This is a genomic window from Gloeocapsa sp. PCC 7428 (genome assembly GCF_000317555.1).
In the GTDB taxonomy this organism is placed as follows: domain Bacteria; phylum Cyanobacteriota; class Cyanobacteriia; order Cyanobacteriales; family Chroococcidiopsidaceae; genus Chroogloeocystis.
The window spans coordinates 4,168,520-4,186,586 of sequence record NC_019745.1; the positions used below are offsets into that span (position 1 = coordinate 4,168,520).

The window sequence follows — 18,067 nt, forward strand, 5'->3', positions numbered from 1 at the left end:
GTTAAAACTTAAAGCAGTAAGCAAATTTACGTGCTGTAACCCATGCCAACTATACAGCAACTCATTCGTAGCGAACGTCAACTAACAAGCAAGAAAACAAAATCGCCAGCATTGAAGGAATGCCCGCAGCGTAGAGGCGTCTGCACGCGGGTATATACTACAACACCTAAGAAGCCTAACTCTGCCCTGCGCAAGGTAGCTAGAGTGCGCTTGACCTCTGGGTTTGAAGTCACAGCATACATTCCTGGAATTGGTCACAATTTACAAGAACACTCGGTCGTTATGATTCGGGGTGGTCGTGTTAAAGACTTGCCTGGAGTGCGATACCACATCATTCGCGGGACGCTAGATACTGCCGGAGTCAAAGACCGCAAGCAGGGTCGTTCTAAATATGGTACAAAGCGCCCCAAGTAACACAATTTGCAGAAAAAATTGTAGCAAATCTCACGCTTGCTACAATTCTTAAACAAAAATGTTAAAGTGGCAAAGGTAATTGCCTACGCTTGCTTCTATAAGCGGAGGTATATTTCCTAGGTGGCTAGCAAAGTTAATATATCCAGCTTAAAAACTAGAATAATGACTAGTTATATTTAAAGCTGTGCCAAGGAGTGTCACAGCCGAAGCCCGCTCTTAAATGTCGTTGTTGCCCAGTAGTTCAATTTAAAGGCTTACGTATGTCTCGTCGTACTGTTATTCAAAAACGTCCAGTTCCCCCAGATTCAGTATATAACAGTCGCCTCATCAGCATGATGATGCGACGGGTGATGCGTAGCGGAAAAAAATCTCTAGCTGCAAGAATCATCTATGATGCAATGAAAACGATTGAAGAACGGACTGGTGGCGATCCTATCGAAACTTTTGAAAGAGCGGTACGTAATGCAACTCCGCTAGTCGAAGTTAAAGCCCGCCGTGTTGGAGGTGCAACCTACCAGGTACCGATGGAAGTACGTGCAGATCGGGGAACTACGTTAGCGCTCCGCTGGCTAATTCAGTACGCTAGACAACGTTCAGGTCGCTCAATGGCAAGCAAACTTGCTAATGAATTAATGGACGCTGCCAACGAGACAGGAAGTGCAATCCGTAAGCGAGAAGAAACGCATCGTATGGCAGAAGCAAATAAAGCATTCGCTCACTATCGATACTAGAGGGGAAATCAGCATAAATATAGAACGGGTTTCCCTAAACGTATAGAATTTTAACAGAGAGTAATATAAAGATACCTGCGGCAACACAATTCAAGGAGGTAACTGTGGCACGTACAGTCCCGCTGGAAAAAGTACGCAATATCGGGATTGCGGCCCACATTGATGCGGGCAAGACAACAACAACAGAGCGAATTCTCTTTTATTCCGGTATTGTTCACAAAATTGGTGAAGTTCACGAAGGAACAGCAGTCACTGACTGGATGGAGCAAGAGCGGGAACGAGGAATTACAATTACCGCTGCTGCGATTACGACAAGTTGGAAAGATCACCAGATCAATATCATTGATACGCCTGGGCACGTAGACTTCACAATCGAAGTTGAGCGTTCAATGCGAGTACTAGACGGTGTAATTGCCGTGTTTTGCTCGGTTGGTGGCGTGCAACCTCAGTCAGAAACTGTGTGGAGACAGGCAGATCGGTACAAAGTTCCGAGAATTGCCTTTATCAACAAAATGGATCGAACTGGGGCAAACTTCTACAAAGTTTACGACCAAATCCGCGATCGCTTACGTGCCAATGCAGTACCAGTACAACTGCCAATCGGTAGCGAAGACACGCTCAGAGGCATTGTAGACCTTGTGCGAATGCGTGCCTTTATTTACACAAACGATAAAGGAACAGATATTCAAGAAGCTGATATCCCTGCCGAAATGCAGGAAGAAGCAGTAGAGTATCGTACAAAGCTTATAGAAGCCGTCGCCGAAACCGACGAAGAATTGATCGAAAAGTACCTCGAAGGCGAAGAACTGACTGAAGCAGAAATTCGTAAAGGTTTACGTCAAGGAACAATCGCAGGAACAATTGTCCCTGTGCTGTGTGGTTCGGCTTTTAAAAATAAAGGCGTGCAACTACTGCTCGACGCAGTTGTCGATTATCTTCCAGCACCGATTGACGTACCAGCGATTCAAGGTACGCTACCATCCGGTGATACAGTTGAACGTCAAGCGAGTGATGAAGAACCCTTCTCCGCTTTGGCTTTCAAAATCATGGCAGATCCTTATGGGCGTCTGACGTTTATCCGCGTCTACTCTGGAGTTCTCAAGAAGGGTAGCTATGTCATGAACTCCACTAAGGGTAAGAAAGAGCGAGTATCGCGCTTAGTGGTCTTAAAAGCTGATGAGCGAACCGACGTAGACGAACTCCGCGCCGGCGATTTGGGAGCAGCGCTAGGACTCAAAGACACCTTTACAGGTGATACACTTTGCGATGAGAATGCTCCAGTTATACTAGAGTCTCTGTATATTCCAGAGCCAGTGATCTCGGTAGCGGTCGAACCAAAAACCAAGCAAGACATGGATAAGCTGTCGAAAGCACTGCAATCCCTGTCTGAAGAAGATCCGACCTTCCGTGTCAGTGTTGACCCTGAAACGAATCAAACCGTCATTTCAGGAATGGGAGAATTGCACCTAGAAATCCTCGTAGACCGTATGTTACGGGAATTTAAGGTAGAAGCTAACGTAGGTGCGCCACAAGTTGCTTATCGCGAAACTGTGCGTAAACCTGTGAAAGCGGAAGGCAAGTTCATTCGTCAAAGTGGTGGTAAAGGTCAATACGGACACGTCGTTGTTGAGCTATCACCAGGCGAACCTGGAACAGGCTTTGAGTTTGTCTCTAAAATTGTGGGCGGTGCAGTACCTAAAGAGTATATCTCCCCCGTCGAACAAGGGATGAAAGAAACCTGTGAATCAGGTGTTTTGGCTGGATATCCAGTTATTGATGTCAAAGCAACTTTGGTTGATGGTTCTTACCACGAAGTTGACTCCTCGGAAATGGCGTTTAAAATCGCCGGTTCAATGGCGATGAAAGAAGCTGTAATGAAAGCTTCACCAGTGCTATTAGAACCTATGATGAAAGTAGAGGTAGAAGTACCCGAAAACTTCCTAGGGGATGTTATGGGCGACCTCAACTCCCGTCGCGGTCAAATCGAAGGCATGGGATCTGATCAAGGCATCGCAAAAGTTACTGCTAAAGTTCCATTGGCAGAAATGTTCGGCTATGCTACAGATATCCGCTCGAAGACCCAAGGTCGGGGTATCTTCACGATGGAGTTTAGTAACTACGAGGAAGTACCTCGCAACGTGGCTGAAGCAATTATCGCTAAAAGTAAAGGGAACGCATAATTAAGAAAGGAACCGATCATTCATGGCACGCGCAAAGTTTGAAAGAACTAAACCCCACGTTAACATCGGTACGATTGGTCACGTTGACCACGGCAAAACCACGCTGACAGCAGCAATCACTATGACCCTGGCGGCTCTGGGTCAAGCGAAAGCTCGCAAATATGATGATATTGATGCTGCTCCTGAAGAAAAGGCTCGCGGTATCACCATCAATACAGCGCACGTGGAGTATGAGACAGAAAAACGGCACTATGCTCACGTAGACTGCCCAGGACACGCTGACTATGTGAAAAACATGATCACTGGCGCAGCGCAAATGGATGGAGCTATCCTCGTTGTATCTGCTGCTGATGGTCCAATGCCTCAAACTCGCGAACACATTTTGTTAGCGAAACAAGTAGGGGTTCCGAATATCGTTGTCTTCTTAAACAAGAAAGACATGGTAGATGATGAAGAACTTCTAGAACTTGTAGAACTAGAAGTACGCGAGCTTCTTAGCTCATACGACTTCCCTGGCGATGATATCCCCATCGTTGCAGGCAGCGCCTTGTTAGCACTCGAAGCAATGACAGGGAATCCCTCTACACAAAGAGGTGATAACGAATGGGTTGACAAAATCTATGAGTTAATGGATGCAGTCGATGCTTACATCCCGACACCAGAGCGTGACGTGGATAAGCCCTTCTTGATGGCAGTAGAAGACGTGTTCTCGATTTCTGGTCGGGGTACTGTAGCTACCGGTAGAATCGAGCGCGGTAAAATCAAGGTAGGCGAAACCGTAGAGTTAGTAGGTATCAAAAATACTCGTAGCACTACAGTTACTGGTGTAGAGATGTTCCAGAAAACCTTAGATGAAGGTATGGCTGGAGATAACGTGGGAGTACTGCTTCGCGGTTTAAAGAAAGAAGAAATCGAGCGAGGAATGGTACTAGCTAAGCCTGGTAGCATCACTCCTCACACCGAATTCGAGTCCGAAGTTTACGTACTGACAGACAAAGAAGGCGGTCGGAAGACACCATTCTTCTCCGGCTATCGTCCTCAGTTCTATGTACGGACAACGGATGTAACTGGCACAATCAAAGCTTTCACTTCTGATGATGGTAGCGAAGCTGAAATGGTGATGCCAGGCGATCGCGTCAAAATGACTGTAGAACTAATCAGCCCAATCGCAATTGAGCAAGGAATGCGCTTTGCAATTCGCGAAGGCGGTCGTACCATTGGTGCAGGTGTTGTTTCTAAAATTGTGAAGTAACACCTTTGCGAACAAATTGAGAGCAGAAAGGCAACGCTCATGCGGTAAAATGCTTTTCTGCTCTTTTAATGTCAAAAGTGCCAAAGATGCTGCACTTGTCTTCTCAATCGACGCCACTTGTACTCAGCGAGGGTAACTTCTAGGGCGCATTGGTTCCTCAGATTTAGGGGACTTGCTCTACCTTAAATCTGGGGGCGAAGGAACATTTATGTATGAAGTTTAGGATCTTGTGAGCCGTAAACACAAGCAAAAGATCTTTACCAAATTAAAACTGAACCAGGAAAACTAAAGAAATGGCAACTCTTCAACAGCAAAAAATTCGGATTCGATTGCAGGCTTTTGATCGCCGCCTACTCGATACTTCGTGTGAAAAGATCGTAGATACGGCAAATCGAACCAATGCTACAGCAATTGGCCCAATTCCCTTACCTACTAAGAAGAAAATTTATTGCGTACTGCGTTCTCCCCACGTCGATAAAGACTCGCGCGAACACTTTGAGACACGGACTCACCGCCGGATTATTGATATTTATCAACCTTCTTCCAAAACTATTGATGCGTTGATGAAACTTGATTTACCATCCGGTGTCGATATCGAAGTTAAACTCTAATAAAGTTGGGTGAGCAAAAACATCTCTTTGAGGTTGGTAATTGGTCATTGGTTAGGGGAAAACATTTACATTACCAATTACCCATTACCTATTACCTCATAGAATTTGGTAATTTTGCTTAACAAATAGGTTAAAGTAGGTATATATTGCGCAGTTACCGTTTTTACTGAGCGAACATGGCATCCTCTTCCAAAATTGCGGTTCGAGAACTGTCCCTGTTTCCTTTACCTGAAGTAGTTCTCTTCCCCGGTAGACCTCTACCCCTACATATCTTTGAATTTCGCTACCGGATCATGATGAACACGATTCTAGAGAGCGATCGCCGATTTGGCGTCTTGTTGTGGGACCCAGTGCAAAATCAACCTGCGACAGTGGGCTGTTGTGCCGAAGTGATTCAGTATCAGCGGCTACCAGACGACCGCATGAATATTTTAACGCTAGGACAGCAGCGCTTTCGCGTTTTAGAATACGTTCGAGAAAAGCCTTACAAAGTCGGTTTAGTCGAGTGGATTGAAGACAACCCGCCCCAAAAAGACCTCAAGCCGTTAGCAAAAGAGGTAGAACAACTACTTCATGATGTCGTGCGTCTCTCGGCGAAGCTAACAGAACAGAATATTGAACTTCCAAAAGATATTCCTGATTTACCGACAGAACTGTCTTATTGGGTCGCGAGTAATCTTTATGGCGTTGCCGCAGAGCAGCAGAACTTACTCGAAATGCAAGACACTGCGGCGCGCTTAGAACGTGAAGCAGAGATTTTAACCTCCACTCGCAATCATTTAGCAGCGCGTACCGTCTTGAAAGATACTTTTAACTAAGAATCACTTTTTACCTCTACCACGTTGTAGCTACCGAAGAGTTTGAGAATTTCTGTAAAGGTAGACAGTTCGGCGATCGCAGATTGTACTAGCGGTGAATTGGCATCGGCTTCTAAATCGAGGAAGAAAAGATATTCACCAAGCGATCGCTTCGTCGGGCGCGACTCAATGCGACTGAGATTAATGCTGCGCTCTGCAAAAATTTGCAGAGGTTTAACTAAGGCTCCAGGAATATTAGCTGGCAAACTAAACGCAACAGACGTGTGAGTGTATTTTACAGCAGACATTTGACGACTCACAGAACGCTGACCTACTACCCAAAACCGCGTACAGTTATCGGGATAGTCATTAATGGCACGCGCCAGGATCGGTAAATTGTAAATCTGGGCTGCACGTAACGAAGAGATCGCACCGGCACTACTTTCTTGTTCGAGATGTTGCAGCGCTTCGGTTGTAGAATTTGCTGGAATTAGCTCAACATTAGGCAAAAACTGCTCTAGCCATCCTTGACACTGCGCTAGTGCTTGCGGGTGCGAGTATACTGTATTGATCGCTTCTAAACTTGGCGCGTGTGACAGTAAAGCATGAGTAATTGGCAAAACTAATGCAAGTTGAATTTGTAATTGATCTAGCTGCCAAAGCGTATCTAGGGTAATGGTGACACTACCTTCAATTGAATTCTCAACAGGCACAACGGCAACATCTGCTTTACCTCGCGCCACAGCTTTTAAAGTTTGAGCAATACTCGGATAAGGACATAGCGTAGTTTGTTCTTCGGACTTGAACTGATTGAGATAAGCTAAAGCTGCTTGTTCTGCATAAGTGCCAGTAGGTCCTAAATGTGCAATCAACATTGCCATGCGTTTTTTGCCTGTTTAACTTCTACTCATATCTTGCACTGGTGTGGGATTATTTTCGTTCATAAAGAGTTTGACGAATGAACTCGCGCTGCTAGATAAACGAAATCTACCTCTGTAAACTCTGAGTCAGAAACGTCTTACGCCCTCAAGACTCTTATCTTAGTGTGCTGCTTTGCACACTTTTTTGAGTAGGGCAGCTACGTGCCATCATATTGATTATCTTGCTACCATAAAAGGACACGGTATACTTCGATATGAGAGACAGTAGCTTTACCTATAATTTGCAATAACACCGAGTCTATGACATCCTACGCAACAACCTCTGCTAAAGCAGAAATGAGCGAACTGCGCCGCTTAAGAAACTTACTTCCACCCGAGTTACAAAGCTGGGTAAGTGTAGAAGGAACAACCGAAGTCAACCCTCCACTCATTACGACAGAAGAGGTTGGCAGAGATCAAGTAGAAGTTCTCATCGATTTAGTTAAATGGGATCAACTAGCAATTGATCAGCGCAATCTGTTGTTTTGGCACGAAGTTGCCCGAATTCAGAACGATACCATTCCTAAAGATGGATGGGAAATGGCAGCCTTGGCGATCGGGTTAGGTGGTGCAGTAGGTGAACTGTGGGTGCAAGACGGATTGTTGCTACTACTAGCGCTTGGACTGTGTGGCGTGTCTGGCTATAGACTATACGTAAAAAATAACGGACAAAAGCAACTACAAGAAGCAATCGAAGCCGATGAAAAAGCGATCGCGCTTGCGACTCGTTTCAACTATACTCTCCCTAATGCCTACAAGAGCCTTGGCAGTGCGCTGAAAACATTGATTGAACAATCACCTAGCAAGCGTCAACGGGCAAAATATGAGTCAAGACTACAAGCCCTCAAGCGCAGTGCAAATAAAGCGAAAGCTCGAACAAAAGCCTCGCAGCAGGAAGTAGTTTACGGCGATTGAATATAATTTATAGCTGATTGAGCATTTTGTGCGTTTGTGGAACAACGCGTACGTGCTTGAGCGATCGCTTCATTTCGGCTTGCCAAGTTAAAACTTGGGCAGGAGTTGGCGCGGAAAAATTTGCTTGGCTATGTCGCTGCGCTGATTCCAAGAGTGTCACAGGTTGGAGGAATAAGACTATTTCGGGGTTAACATCGGCGACTAATTCCGCAGCTTGGTGTAGTTCTGCGCTGTCCGTTTCAGCGGAAACAATGACTTTAGCAAACACCTCCACACCCGACTTGTTGCAACGCTGCAAAAACTCTGCGTGTTCTTGCCAATAGCTTTCGCCACTGACGCTAGGTAACTTCAAATCCATTCCCACCGAGTTGAGATGTGGTAATACCATTGCTAACTGCTGCGGCCGATGTCCGCCGGTTTCTAAGTAAATTGGTAATCCTGTACGTTTTTGTACTTGGGGAAGAAATTGTAATAAAAAGGCACTATGCAGCAAAGGTTCACCACCAGTCAGGCTAATACTGTCGTGTAAACCAGGTACATTAAGTTGCTGCACCCACTTTAAAAGCAAATCGAGCGAAACTGGGTTATCGTAGGTTTCAAAATCGCGCGACCCTGGCGATCGCTCAACGCGATATGTACGCGGTACCCTCCAAGTATGCGCGCTATCACAAAAGTGACAGCGTAAGTCACACAAGGCAAAGCGAATAAAAATTTGCCGCGTACCGACATTGAGTCCTTCTCCTTGAATCGCAGAAAAAACCTCAACAAGTCGTGCAGTCGTAGTTTCAGCAGTAGTTACAGACATTGGGTTAAGCAATTGAAATAAGCCATCAGCAGTTTTGCTAGTTTTAATTTATTTCTAACATTTCGTTACAATTAAGTGGTGGAATAACCTTCAGTCGTCTTACTGTGCTTTCCGACCAAACTTTAGCGTTAAATACTCCTAATGAACGCGATCGCATTCTCGCTTGGCTAGCAGAAAACGTACCGCAATCGCGCATCCAACACATTCTCAGAGTAGAACAGATGGCGATCGCCTTGGCACACCATCATCGAGTTGATGTCGAAAAAGCCGCGAAGGCAGCGTTAATGCACGACTTAGCAAAGTATTTTAAGCCGCAAAAACTCTTGACAATGGCACAAGCGGAAGGATTAGAGATCGATCCTGTCAGTAAAGCAAATCCTCACTTGTTACACGCGGATGTCGGAGCGCTGATTGCCAGAGATACTTTTAGTGTAAACGATCAAGATGTATGCTCTGCGATCGCTAACCATACTTTAGGTCAACCAGGCATGAATGCGCTAAGCTGCATCGTCTTTTTAGCAGATAGCTTAGAACCAGGGCGCGGCGAGACTCCAGAATTAGAAGAATTGCGCAAAGCAAGCTATTACAATCTCGAACAAGCAGTTTGGCTAACGTGTGACTACTCCTTGCGGTTATTAATCGAAACGCATCGTCTAATTCATCCTCGAACAGTTGCGACACGTAACTGGTTTTTGCAAAAAGTAAAAAATTCGCAGCAAGCTACGGATAAAACTGCATGAACTACGGTTTTTTGTTAGTATGCAAGAAAAACCGCAGCAATACCCGTGTCCAGTCATCTTTTAAAAATGTTTAATAAAAATTAATAATTTCTTATGAGGTGTAATGACTGAATATTCGCCAGTAAATTCACAATCACAGTCTATATCTACGGCAGCAAGTGCAGTCAAATCAGCACAAGCAGAGATTGATAGTAGTGAAGAGTTAGCCCTTGCTGCTGCCCAAGCGGCTTCGGATCGTAAAGCAGGCGACATCATTGTGTTGCGAGTTGCAGATGTATCCTACATGGCAGACTATTTTGTCATCGCGACAGGGTACTCGCACGTTCAAGTCCGCGCGATCGCCCAAGCAATTGCGGATCAAATTGAACAAGAGTGGCAACGGCAACCGCTACGTACCGAAGGAAAAGTAGATGCGAGTTGGGTATTACAAGACTACGGCGATGTAATAGTTCACGTCATGATGCCAAAAGAGCGCGAGTTTTATAATTTAGAAGCGTTTTGGGGTCATGCGGAACAAATCGAATTTACTACCGCCGATGGGGCATAGCACCATGATGGATTTTTCAGTGTCGGATTGTCCAGTCCCTGTTGAACAACAGCCACTCAACGAATACGAAGCACTAAAAGCATCAAGCTACTTTAGTACTTGTAGCTTAGAATGGCGCAAGTATATTACTAAGCTGGCTTGGGTGTGGGGGTTATCCTGGGTGATTGCAGGACCTGTAGCTGCGGCAAGTTTTTCTCCACAAAAGCATATTTCACAATTTATGCTCTGTGGTGCAGGATTAGCAACCATCGGCGTGATATTTACGGTAGTACGTTGGTATTTGGGGTGGTCTTATGTTAGCGATCGCCTAGCAAGTCCGACAATTTTTTATGAAGAGTCCGGTTGGTACGACGGACAAACATGGACAAAACCGCAAGAAGTCCTCACGCGCGATCGCTTGATCGTCAGTTACGAAATTAAACCGATTATCCAACGGCTACAACAAACTTTAGGGGTTATTTGCTTACTTTTACTATCAGGTGAGTTAATTTGGTATTTTCTGTAATTTACGTACTTTTCCAATCTAAAATCAACTCTGACGTCCCGCTAAATGATAGAGTTTACCCATGACAAGGGGAAAACGAACTCAAGCCGCAGAACTCGAAGTGAGGTTACTGCGCGAAGGTATTATCGAATCTAGACATGTAGTCCAGGCTGTTGTATGTGACGACCGAGGACGCATTTTGTCTGTTGCTGGAAACGCTGAGACTGCAACATTTATCCGTTCTGCACTCAAGCCATTTCAAGCATTAGGTGTCACCACTACAGGGACACTCGAACGCTACAACCTAACGGATCGCGATTTAGCAATCATCTGTAGTTCGCATAAAGGCACAATTGAGCAAGTGCGTCAAGTATTTAATATTCTATGGCGTGCAGATATTGATCCTTCCGTTTTACAGTGTCCGATTCCTGAAGGCAAACGCAGTTCATTGCAGTACAACTGTTCGGGGAAACACGCCGGAATGCTTGCGGTTTGCCAACAGCGACGTTGGTCGTTGAATAATTATTTACAGCGCAACCACCCCGTACAGCAACTGATTTTTGGTAAAATTGCCGAATTGCTACGGATGCCAGCCGAGGAATTTATTTGCGCGCATGATGATTGTGGCGCGCCAACTTATTTAATGCAAATGGGACAAATTGCGTCGTTGTACGCGCAGCTAGCCTCTGGCAATAATTTGGATATGGAACGCATTGTACGCGCCATGACACACCACCCAACGATGGTTGCTGGAGATGGTGAATTTGATACCGAATTGATGCGCTTAACGCAAGGCGAATTAGTGAGCAAAGCTGGTGCAGAAGGCATTCAGTGTATTGGTCGAATTGGCGAAGGTATGGGGTTAGCCATTAAAGTCATGGATGGGGCAAAGCGGGCTAAATACGCAGTGGCAATCTATCTATTGCAGCAAATGGGTTGGATAAGTCCGAGTGTTGCCGAAACGCTTGCTGAATCATTTATGACACTAGGAAAATATAAGCGCCTCGAAGTCATCGGCGAATTGTCCATGTTGTAGTTGCTAAAATTCTGATAATAGGTTATATTAGATAAGTTGACGCGGGATAGAGCAGCCTGGTAGCTCGTCGGGCTCATAACCCGAAGGTCAGTGGTTCAAATCCACTTCCCGCCACCAAATCAAAAAGTAAACCTCGTAATCTTTAGTGGTTGCGAGGTTTTATTTTAGCTAAATTAGTGCATATAAGATGCTCCATTAATGTCAATCGTTGTCCCAGTCATGTGAGGGGCTAACCCAGAAGCTAGAAAAGCAATAACATTAGCTACATCTTGCGGTGGAGCAATTTTACCTAAGGGAATATCGCGCGTAACAGCTGCTTCGCCGTACTCTTGAATAAACTCGTCTACCATCTCAGTTTTGACAAAACCAGGCGCAACCGCAAAAGCAAGAATATTATCAGCGGCAAATCCCCGTGCGATACTGCGCGTTAAAGCAATAACGCCACCTTTTGAGGCAGCGTAGTGGATATAATCTGGAGCGTCACCGCGAAAGGCTGCACGACTCGCAAGATTAATAATAATTCCACCAGCGCGATCGCGAAAGTGTCCAATCGCTGCGCGGCATAAATCAGCAACCGCTATTAAGTTAACTTGTAAAGTTGTTTGCCATGCGCTACTCCAAAGATGGAGATCGTCATCAATCCCAGCCGATTGAATAATTCCCGCGTTGTTGACCAATACATCGATTTGCCCGCGCCAAGCGATCGCTTGATGCCATAAAGTTTGACTCGCATTCTGAACAGCAAGATCGGCTTGTACTAAGAAACAGCGATCGTCACTGATTTCTTTGGCAAGTGCTTGGGCAGAGGAGTGCGCTCGACTGTAATGTAAAATCACGTAAGCTCCAGCTTGGGCAAGTGTCAATACCGTTGTGGCACCAATTCCGCGCGATCCTCCTGTCACTAAAATCACTTTGTCCTGTAAATTGATCATGAATCCTCCTCGGAGTGCTAATTGCTAATCGCTTTCATAAAATTTTGTTCTATGCTGGAATCCCCACTAAGTACTGTAGTAAACTGCAAGTGGAATTTGTTGAATACCCGCGTCGCGAAATTCCTGCATGAGTTGGCAAAATAAGTCCCAATGCGCTTGCTGTGGGATGACAATGCACCCCGCGCTCCCTGGCACATTCGCATCAAAATGAATGCCAAAATCCCCGCGCGTCACGCTACCGAGTTGCACCGAAAAAGGTGCGATCGCATAAAACGAGCCTTCGACGCCTTTGACGTGCGGCAACCACAGTCTTTGCGTGCTAACAGTGTATTTGTGCGCCCCAATCGCCCCACTCGGTGGCAGCGGTCCTCGTCTCTTGCGCGTCCAAGACCCCGCACATTGATGCCCTACGGTACCGCTAGTGGCAAGCATCTTAATTCCCGCGTCTTGGGGACGGCGCTTGATCAAGAGATAGCCATAAATGAGTGATAATCGCGGATTAAGTGGTAGCTGTAAGTAAAACTCGATGCTAGGCATCCGCACCTCCGCGCATCGAATAGCCGATATAGCCGCTGGTTGCAATTTTGGCTAGATCCAAAAACAGCGCTTGTAGTTCAACGTTGCGCATCGCCAAAAAGAACGATCCACACACCAGGGCAACGCACAACGTAAAAATTCCCGATGTGGTCTTATTCATGCGTCCCTCCGCGCAGCGACGCGTAAAACATCCCCTTAAGTTCGAGCAATTGACTTTGAACGCCGTCAAAGCGCGAGTCCATCTCTTTGGCAATAAATTTAAGATTCTCGCTTAGCTGCTCTTGGTTATTTCGCAGGTGGTTAAATTCGCGCTTCTGCGCGTAGTTCGTTTCAACGCTTGAGCGATACCACGCCAAAACTCCGCCCAAAAACGTCACCGCACCGATTAGGGTGCCAAGCATTTCAAGTCCCATAATTCTTAACTCGATAAAGCATCGACCTTGGTTTCGAGCCGCGCTAAATCAACCTTCACCGTGTCGAGTAATTCCTCAAGCTGTTCGGCATAAACGCCGGTGTATTCCCAAATCGTTAAACGCAAATCGCGCATCCAGTACGGCGGCTCAAAAACCAGTTCGTAATCACTCGATAGCCACGGCAGGCGGATCACCTCGGTGCGGTTGAGCCGCAGTCCCTTGGAATAGGTAACGGCGGGCGTACTATTAAACGCGGTGTTGACGATACTGACGCGCTGCGAGAGCGTTCCTGCAAACCGCCAGCGCGATTTCGCACTTGGTGATAGCGTCCGCACTCGAATAATCGGAGTATTGAGCAGGATGCCGACTTCAAACGCGGCAATCGGGTCGTAGGCAGTTTGTGTAATTGGCACCGCGCTGCGCGATTCGTCAAGCACTTCACCCCAGTTATTGGGATTTGCGAGGTCAACCGTAAGCTGACTCATGTCAATACACAAGAGCTAAATTGTCGATTGCGGCGGTCAAAAATTGGTCGATATCCACGCCGCACGTTTCCAGAATGTCTACGTAGTCGGAAAAATTAATTCGCCCAGCGATGAATTGATTCAGTGCCAGCGCAGTTGTTTCAAACCGCATTGCGGCATCTAAGAATTCATCGCTGTTCTCATTTGTCCCGACCACGAACTGGGGGCTAATAATTTGATCGAGGTGCATAGCGCTTAGCGGAAGACTTCGGGAGTAAAGCTAACGCTACGGGTATTTCCTTCGAGGACTTTGGCGCGAATTTCATCCATAACTGTTGCAAACGAGCGGTCGTCGCCAGTCGCTTTAGCACCGAACGGTAGCGTATAGGTTCGATTACCCTTCTTGATGTACCTTCTGCCGGTGATTTTAGAGTTATCTGAGCCAGTTCCTGAACCTAAAAGAGTCACGTGCGCTTGTGCAGGTTTGAAGGCGCGACGGACGACGGCTAAATTCAACTCTGTCGAAACGTTCAACTCAGTCGTTGAAAGACCGGTGACATTGATATTGCTGATCGCGCGCTGCGATACCGGCACAATCAGTTTTGGTCCACCTGGACGCGCAAACGGTAATATAGCTAATTCATCAATGCGCCCAGGCTTGGAAGCGGCAGCGCGCGTATAGGAGATAGAGCGTTCGCCTGCAACCCATTCTTGGTAGCGCCGTAGTTGGCTACCTGCGGGAGCTTGTGGGTTGACTCCAGTACCGTCGTCGCTCGTAGATCTTAAATAATTAAGCGCTGCTTCTAAATTTTTAAATCGTTTAGCCATAATCTATAAATCTTTCTATGCGACCGCGATTCTAGCCACGACATAAGGCGGCTAAAACCTCACGGAACCCTTAAGGGTTCCACACCAAATACGTAGCTACGGCACGAAGTGAACCGGACGGTAGCGCGAGCCGGTGCGATCTACTAAGCAAATTGGGTCAGAGATACCGCGAACGATCAAATCTGCATAAGCAAACCGCACATAGCCGGTAGGTCGCCAGCGGCGCTTTTTATAGCTTTTCCCTAAAATTGCCTGATTGCTTGTGATGTTGTCTGACGCTTTTTTTGGCTCAGTGATGCGGAAATTATCTTCCTCAAAAACATCACCTTGAATATCGAGTACCTTCTTAATAACTTGTTCGCCTTCGGTTGCATTTAAAGCATAGATTTGTAAGTCATATCCTTTAGCTGCATCTTTATACCAGCAAATGTATTTGCCTTTACTCCAGCGATAGCCATTGTTAAGCGCAAATTCCAAGCGAATTTTATTAGCTAAAGCTTTATATTTTGCTTCAGTTATTGATTCCGCAGTTTCATCAATGCGAAAAGTAATTTGCGCGTCGAGCGGTGCGTAATTATCAGGAACTGAATCAAGATCTTGCTTGAAATAAAGTTGAATTTGACATTTGTATTTGATTTGCGCATCGTCAAAATTTTCTTTTAAAACGCCAACAACTGTAGGCTTGAACGGTAATTTTAGAACGCGGTCGTAGAAGAACCGCATTTTGCTATCTGCGGTCAATCGACTATCTTTAGCCGTGATTAAACACAAATCGCGGACTGCAAGTCGATTGGGGAAGTTGTCAATATCGCGAAAGTGCCGGTAAACTTCGGCATTGTATCCAATTGTTGGCGCGCGTAAGAATTTGCGTTGCCGCGCCCAAGAGAGATCGGGCATTAAAATATATCCTCCAAGCTAAAGTTGGGCAGGTCTAAGCCTTCTTCTTCTGCATCGCGGTCAGCTTTAGCCGCAGCGTTCGCCGCTGTTACCGCTGTTTGAATCGTCGCGGCGTTTTCTTTGATTTCGTTCGCAGTTTCGACGATATTGCGCGCCGAGGATGTAATGTTTTCTAAGTCTTCAAACACGTTCTCAACAGTTTCTAACCCTTCAGCAATGCGCTGTAGCCTGCCAAAATACTTGCCTTTTGGTCTTTGATTGGGATCTTTGTAATTCCAGTTGTCTTCGCCAATAAGTCCTTCGTCTTGCAGTCCGTTACCGAGTTCGGCGACCCAGTTGCGCGTTGTTTCGTTGATGTTTTGCGTCTCTTCAAAGATGTCGCGGACGTTGCCAAATACTTGCGCGCCAGTGTTATAGATTGTGCTGTAGGCTTTCCACTGCGCCTTGATTGCCGTCCACTCGGTTGCGCCGAATAAATTGCTGAAATAACTGTCGAGGTATTTTGTAAAAACATCCTGCGTGTTGATCGTGTCTGCATTGGGGTCTTTGATTAATGCAGGGATGGCAAACAAGTTATCCATGCATTCAAAGAACGTGTCTTTAATGCTTGTTGAAAGCATCATGCAGTTGTGAATCACGCCTGCCATCGTCACAAGGTTGACGACGCGATCTACACCAGCACTGCTGATAAACCCGTTGATGGCTTGTGAAATCGAACCGAACGCAGCAACATCCCCAACTTTGGTGTTGAGCAATTTCACGCCGTCGTCGATGTTTTTTAGTAGTACGCCTTGCGCAGCTTGCGTTGCGGCATCGAGTTTCTGCACAATGTCGTCGAGCTTGTTGTTCATGCTCGGCAATGGGTTACCGGAGCATTTGTTATTACCCGATAGCGCTTGACACGTCGCGTCACCAACAATCGCCCCTAACTTTTCTTGCGTCGCGGGTTGCGATAGCGCGGTGCCAATCGCAGCGGGAATTAAAAGCCCAGTTTGGTCGGGAATATTATTAATTGCTTCGGTAATGCCTGGCAGTGCAACTGTTGTTTGATTAACTTGTTGCCCAATTTGTTGAAGCGGTGCAGCAAGCTCAAGTTGAATATTGTTTTGAACGTTTTGTAATTGTTGTTGAATGTCAGGAATTGATTGTTGAATTGTTGTTGCTTGTTGCCCGATTTGTTGAATTGGGGCGGCAAGTTGTTGTTGAATATTATCTTGAATGTTTTGTAATTGTTGTTGAACGTTGTTATTGGCTTGTTGAATTTGTTGAATTGGGTTTGATTCATTGAGTGCGGTACCAACTGCGCTGGGGATTACTTGTTGAATTTGATTAGGAATATTCGTAACAACTTCACCAAGTCCAGGGAAACTCAGTTGAATTTCATCAAGTTTCGGGAGAACTTGATTATTAATTTGTTGTTGAACTTGCGGCAGTGTCTGCGCGATTGGTTGCGTTGTGGCGTTGACTGTTTGTTCGAGTTGTTGAACGTTTTGTTGAATCTGTTGCGTTGTTGTGTTGACGGTTTGTTCGACTTGTTGGACGTTTTGTTGAATTTGTTGGACGGGTTGCGATTGCCCCACGGCGTGCGCAGCGGCGTGGTGCGGCTGGTCTGCAAAGATTGTGGGTACAGGTGTACCCACGGGGACTTCGCGCGGGGCGCGGTCAACTTCAATAGGCGTTGTCGGGTCGCCGGTTAGCAGCGTGTCGCCAGTGGTGTTTTGACCAAAGCTATCTTGTAGCGTACCCGTGGGCGGTCGGGAAGCAATGAAGTCTTTCCAGTTGGTATCGGTGAGCGTATCGACGATTTCTTGGCGCTGTTGCGGCGTCAAGTCTTCCCATTTGGGCGGCGGTGCAGGGCAGCCGTTAGTACTTGTTTCACTCGTTAGTATGCAATACCGACTAATTGATGCTAATTGATAAAGGTTTGATACAACTCGAAGATTATTTGCGTCATAGATGGCGGATCTAGGGTTGCCATTGTAGTCACCGATCCGAAACGGTGGTTTGGCTTGGACTCCTATTTGAGTGTTGAAAACAAATTTATCGGTTCCTAGCCCTTGCGTTTCATAGATTCCTTCGATGCGGTATCGTCCTGGCGTTGTTGGTTGAATTTGGCAGATGCCCGCACTGGGATTTGTGGCGCAGTAGACTTGCTTAACAAAGTCTACAAGTTGGTTGCGCGTTGGCTCGTCAAGGAGCAAGTACGCGGCTTGACCGACCATCACCGCACCAACGACAACTTTGGCTTGCGGCGGGAGTGACGTGGCGGGATTGATTAGTGAGGGTAAAAGACGTTGTTTAACGAAGTTAATAACGGCGGCACCGCCTGGACCATTGAGAACAACTGGTAAAGTTAACCCCATAGAATTACTGATTGTTTTACCTTCGTTCTAATCAAGAAATAAATATCAGTAATTATTCTGCTTTTATGTAAATCCGGTAGCTTACTGATGGAGTTCAAAGCATTGCTGTGCCATTAATTGATGAGTTTTTATTTAATAGCTAATACTTCAATCATTCCACTTTTACCTATTAGTTAGATAAAAGCAGAAGTCGATCGTCAG

Annotated in this window: 22 protein-coding genes and 1 tRNA gene; 12 read left to right on the forward strand and 11 right to left on the reverse strand. The window is 46.0% G+C overall.

The genetic code is table 11. The features are described from left to right. Positions 1-42 precede the first annotated feature (42 nt). From rpsL to GLO7428_RS18385, 6 genes are all read left to right on the forward strand, one after another. Entirely contained in the window at positions 43-414 is a 372-nt protein-coding gene (gene rpsL / locus GLO7428_RS18360; RefSeq protein WP_015190070.1) for a 30S ribosomal protein S12, read from the forward strand. A 260-nt stretch (positions 415-674) separates the two neighbouring features. After that, positions 675-1,145 carry a 30S ribosomal protein S7 gene (rpsG, locus tag GLO7428_RS18365; protein ID WP_015190071.1) on the forward strand — a complete coding sequence of 157 codons (471 nt, stop codon included), beginning with the start codon at positions 675-677 and terminating at the stop codon, positions 1,143-1,145. 104 nt (positions 1,146-1,249) lie between these two features. Further along, positions 1,250-3,325 (forward strand): elongation factor G, encoded by a 2,076-nt coding sequence (gene fusA, locus GLO7428_RS18370; RefSeq protein ID WP_015190072.1) that lies wholly within the window; start codon positions 1,250-1,252, stop codon positions 3,323-3,325. Between the two features lie 22 nt (positions 3,326-3,347). After that, positions 3,348-4,577 carry an elongation factor Tu gene (gene tuf, locus GLO7428_RS18375; RefSeq protein WP_015190073.1) on the forward strand — a complete coding sequence of 410 codons (1,230 nt, stop codon included), beginning with the start codon at positions 3,348-3,350 and terminating at the stop codon, positions 4,575-4,577. Positions 4,578-4,870: 293 nt separating this feature from the next. Continuing rightward, positions 4,871-5,188: a 30S ribosomal protein S10 gene (rpsJ, locus tag GLO7428_RS18380; protein WP_015190074.1), complete on the forward strand. Its 318-nt coding sequence runs from the start codon at positions 4,871-4,873 to the stop codon at positions 5,186-5,188. 176 nt (positions 5,189-5,364) lie between these two features. Beyond that, positions 5,365-6,006: an LON peptidase substrate-binding domain-containing protein gene (locus GLO7428_RS18385; RefSeq protein WP_015190075.1), complete on the forward strand. Its 642-nt coding sequence runs from the start codon at positions 5,365-5,367 to the stop codon at positions 6,004-6,006. Here the strand turns inward: GLO7428_RS18385 and pheA are convergent. Beyond that, on the reverse strand, positions 6,003-6,866 hold the full coding sequence (pheA, locus tag GLO7428_RS18390; protein ID WP_015190076.1) for a prephenate dehydratase: 864 nt from the start codon (positions 6,864-6,866) through the stop codon (positions 6,003-6,005). The two genes, GLO7428_RS18385 and pheA, sit on opposite strands and share 4 nt — an antisense overlap. 300 nt (positions 6,867-7,166) lie before the next feature. Here pheA and GLO7428_RS18395 point away from each other — a divergent pair, with 300 nt between their 5' ends. Continuing rightward, on the forward strand, positions 7,167-7,820 hold the full coding sequence (locus tag GLO7428_RS18395; protein WP_015190077.1) for a DUF3318 domain-containing protein: 654 nt from the start codon (positions 7,167-7,169) through the stop codon (positions 7,818-7,820). A gap of 7 nt (positions 7,821-7,827) precedes the next feature. Here GLO7428_RS18395 and GLO7428_RS18400 read toward each other — a convergent pair whose 3' ends face one another. After that, positions 7,828-8,625, reverse strand: coding sequence for a 7-carboxy-7-deazaguanine synthase QueE (locus GLO7428_RS18400; protein ID WP_015190078.1), 798 nt, complete (start codon positions 8,623-8,625; stop codon positions 7,828-7,830). Between the two features lie 104 nt (positions 8,626-8,729). On the opposite strand from GLO7428_RS18400, the gene yqeK reads away from it, so the two are divergent. From yqeK to GLO7428_RS18425, 5 genes are all read left to right on the forward strand, one after another. Further along, the gene (gene yqeK, locus GLO7428_RS18405) at positions 8,730-9,365 is read left to right on the forward strand and encodes a bis(5'-nucleosyl)-tetraphosphatase (symmetrical) YqeK (RefSeq protein ID WP_015190079.1); all 636 of its coding nucleotides are present in this window, start codon (positions 8,730-8,732) and stop codon (positions 9,363-9,365) included. A gap of 103 nt (positions 9,366-9,468) precedes the next feature. Beyond that, positions 9,469-9,912 (forward strand): ribosome silencing factor, encoded by a 444-nt coding sequence (gene rsfS, locus GLO7428_RS18410; protein WP_015190080.1) that lies wholly within the window; start codon positions 9,469-9,471, stop codon positions 9,910-9,912. A gap of 7 nt (positions 9,913-9,919) precedes the next feature. Then, entirely contained in the window at positions 9,920-10,417 is a 498-nt protein-coding gene (locus GLO7428_RS18415) for a CGLD27 family protein (protein ID WP_196797632.1), read from the forward strand. 61 nt (positions 10,418-10,478) lie between these two features. Beyond that, positions 10,479-11,432 (forward strand): asparaginase, encoded by a 954-nt coding sequence (locus GLO7428_RS18420; RefSeq protein ID WP_015190082.1) that lies wholly within the window; start codon positions 10,479-10,481, stop codon positions 11,430-11,432. 40 nt (positions 11,433-11,472) lie between these two features. Beyond that, positions 11,473-11,549, forward strand: a tRNA-Met gene (locus GLO7428_RS18425). Between the two features lie 56 nt (positions 11,550-11,605). On the opposite strand, the gene GLO7428_RS18430 is transcribed toward GLO7428_RS18425, so the two are convergent. From GLO7428_RS18430 to GLO7428_RS18465, 9 genes are all read right to left on the reverse strand, one after another. After that, positions 11,606-12,364 (reverse strand): SDR family NAD(P)-dependent oxidoreductase, encoded by a 759-nt coding sequence (locus GLO7428_RS18430; protein WP_015190083.1) that lies wholly within the window; start codon positions 12,362-12,364, stop codon positions 11,606-11,608. 66 nt (positions 12,365-12,430) lie between these two features. After that, entirely contained in the window at positions 12,431-12,901 is a 471-nt protein-coding gene (locus GLO7428_RS29135; protein ID WP_015190084.1) for a hypothetical protein, read from the reverse strand. Then, positions 12,894-13,061, reverse strand: coding sequence for a hypothetical protein (locus GLO7428_RS27990; protein WP_015190085.1), 168 nt, complete (start codon positions 13,059-13,061; stop codon positions 12,894-12,896). Before GLO7428_RS27990 ends, GLO7428_RS29135 begins: the two co-directional genes overlap by 8 nt. Continuing rightward, positions 13,054-13,302: a hypothetical protein gene (locus GLO7428_RS18440; protein WP_155823792.1), complete on the reverse strand. Its 249-nt coding sequence runs from the start codon at positions 13,300-13,302 to the stop codon at positions 13,054-13,056. The genes GLO7428_RS27990 and GLO7428_RS18440 overlap by 8 nt, the downstream gene beginning before the upstream one ends. A gap of 17 nt (positions 13,303-13,319) precedes the next feature. Then, on the reverse strand, positions 13,320-13,799 hold the full coding sequence (locus GLO7428_RS18445) for a hypothetical protein (RefSeq protein WP_015190087.1): 480 nt from the start codon (positions 13,797-13,799) through the stop codon (positions 13,320-13,322). 1 nt (position 13,800) lies between these two features. After that, positions 13,801-13,995 (reverse strand): hypothetical protein, encoded by a 195-nt coding sequence (locus GLO7428_RS18450; RefSeq protein WP_155823795.1) that lies wholly within the window; start codon positions 13,993-13,995, stop codon positions 13,801-13,803. A 38-nt stretch (positions 13,996-14,033) separates the two neighbouring features. Further along, entirely contained in the window at positions 14,034-14,606 is a 573-nt protein-coding gene (locus GLO7428_RS18455) for a hypothetical protein (RefSeq protein ID WP_015190089.1), read from the reverse strand. Positions 14,607-14,702: 96 nt separating this feature from the next. Continuing rightward, entirely contained in the window at positions 14,703-15,503 is an 801-nt protein-coding gene (locus GLO7428_RS18460; RefSeq protein ID WP_015190090.1) for a hypothetical protein, read from the reverse strand. Next, the gene (locus tag GLO7428_RS18465) at positions 15,503-17,866 is read right to left on the reverse strand and encodes a hypothetical protein (protein WP_015190091.1); all 2,364 of its coding nucleotides are present in this window, start codon (positions 17,864-17,866) and stop codon (positions 15,503-15,505) included. The genes GLO7428_RS18460 and GLO7428_RS18465 overlap by 1 nt, the downstream gene beginning before the upstream one ends. Between the last annotated feature and the right edge of the window lie 201 nt (positions 17,867-18,067).

Excerpts from the sequence above, each read along its gene's own strand:
- GLO7428_RS27990 (WP_015190085.1), bottom strand. The coding sequence starts at position 13,061 with ATGAATAAGACCACATCGGGAATTTTTACGTTGTGCGTTGCCCTGGTG.
- rpsG (WP_015190071.1), top strand. The coding sequence starts at position 675 with ATGTCTCGTCGTACTGTTATTCAAAAACGTCCAGTTCCCCCAGATTCA.
- GLO7428_RS18400 (WP_015190078.1), bottom strand. The coding sequence starts at position 8,625 with ATGTCTGTAACTACTGCTGAAACTACGACTGCACGACTTGTTGAGGTT.
- GLO7428_RS18430 (WP_015190083.1), bottom strand. The coding sequence starts at position 12,364 with ATGATCAATTTACAGGACAAAGTGATTTTAGTGACAGGAGGATCGCGC.
- GLO7428_RS18395 (WP_015190077.1), top strand. The coding sequence starts at position 7,167 with ATGACATCCTACGCAACAACCTCTGCTAAAGCAGAAATGAGCGAACTG.
- pheA (WP_015190076.1), bottom strand. The coding sequence starts at position 6,866 with ATGGCAATGTTGATTGCACATTTAGGACCTACTGGCACTTATGCAGAA.
- rpsL (WP_015190070.1), top strand. The coding sequence starts at position 43 with ATGCCAACTATACAGCAACTCATTCGTAGCGAACGTCAACTAACAAGC.
- rpsJ (WP_015190074.1), top strand. The coding sequence starts at position 4,871 with ATGGCAACTCTTCAACAGCAAAAAATTCGGATTCGATTGCAGGCTTTT.
- GLO7428_RS18385 (WP_015190075.1), top strand. The coding sequence starts at position 5,365 with ATGGCATCCTCTTCCAAAATTGCGGTTCGAGAACTGTCCCTGTTTCCT.
- rsfS (WP_015190080.1), top strand. The coding sequence starts at position 9,469 with ATGACTGAATATTCGCCAGTAAATTCACAATCACAGTCTATATCTACG.
- GLO7428_RS18465 (WP_015190091.1), bottom strand. The coding sequence starts at position 17,866 with ATGGGGTTAACTTTACCAGTTGTTCTCAATGGTCCAGGCGGTGCCGCC.
- GLO7428_RS18445 (WP_015190087.1), bottom strand. The coding sequence starts at position 13,799 with ATGAGTCAGCTTACGGTTGACCTCGCAAATCCCAATAACTGGGGTGAA.
- tuf (WP_015190073.1), top strand. The coding sequence starts at position 3,348 with ATGGCACGCGCAAAGTTTGAAAGAACTAAACCCCACGTTAACATCGGT.
- GLO7428_RS18420 (WP_015190082.1), top strand. The coding sequence starts at position 10,479 with ATGACAAGGGGAAAACGAACTCAAGCCGCAGAACTCGAAGTGAGGTTA.
- GLO7428_RS18415 (WP_196797632.1), top strand. The coding sequence starts at position 9,920 with ATGGATTTTTCAGTGTCGGATTGTCCAGTCCCTGTTGAACAACAGCCA.
- GLO7428_RS18455 (WP_015190089.1), bottom strand. The coding sequence starts at position 14,606 with ATGGCTAAACGATTTAAAAATTTAGAAGCAGCGCTTAATTATTTAAGA.
- GLO7428_RS29135 (WP_015190084.1), bottom strand. The coding sequence starts at position 12,901 with ATGCCTAGCATCGAGTTTTACTTACAGCTACCACTTAATCCGCGATTA.
- GLO7428_RS18440 (WP_155823792.1), bottom strand. The coding sequence starts at position 13,302 with ATGCTTGGCACCCTAATCGGTGCGGTGACGTTTTTGGGCGGAGTTTTG.
- GLO7428_RS18460 (WP_015190090.1), bottom strand. The coding sequence starts at position 15,503 with ATGCCCGATCTCTCTTGGGCGCGGCAACGCAAATTCTTACGCGCGCCA.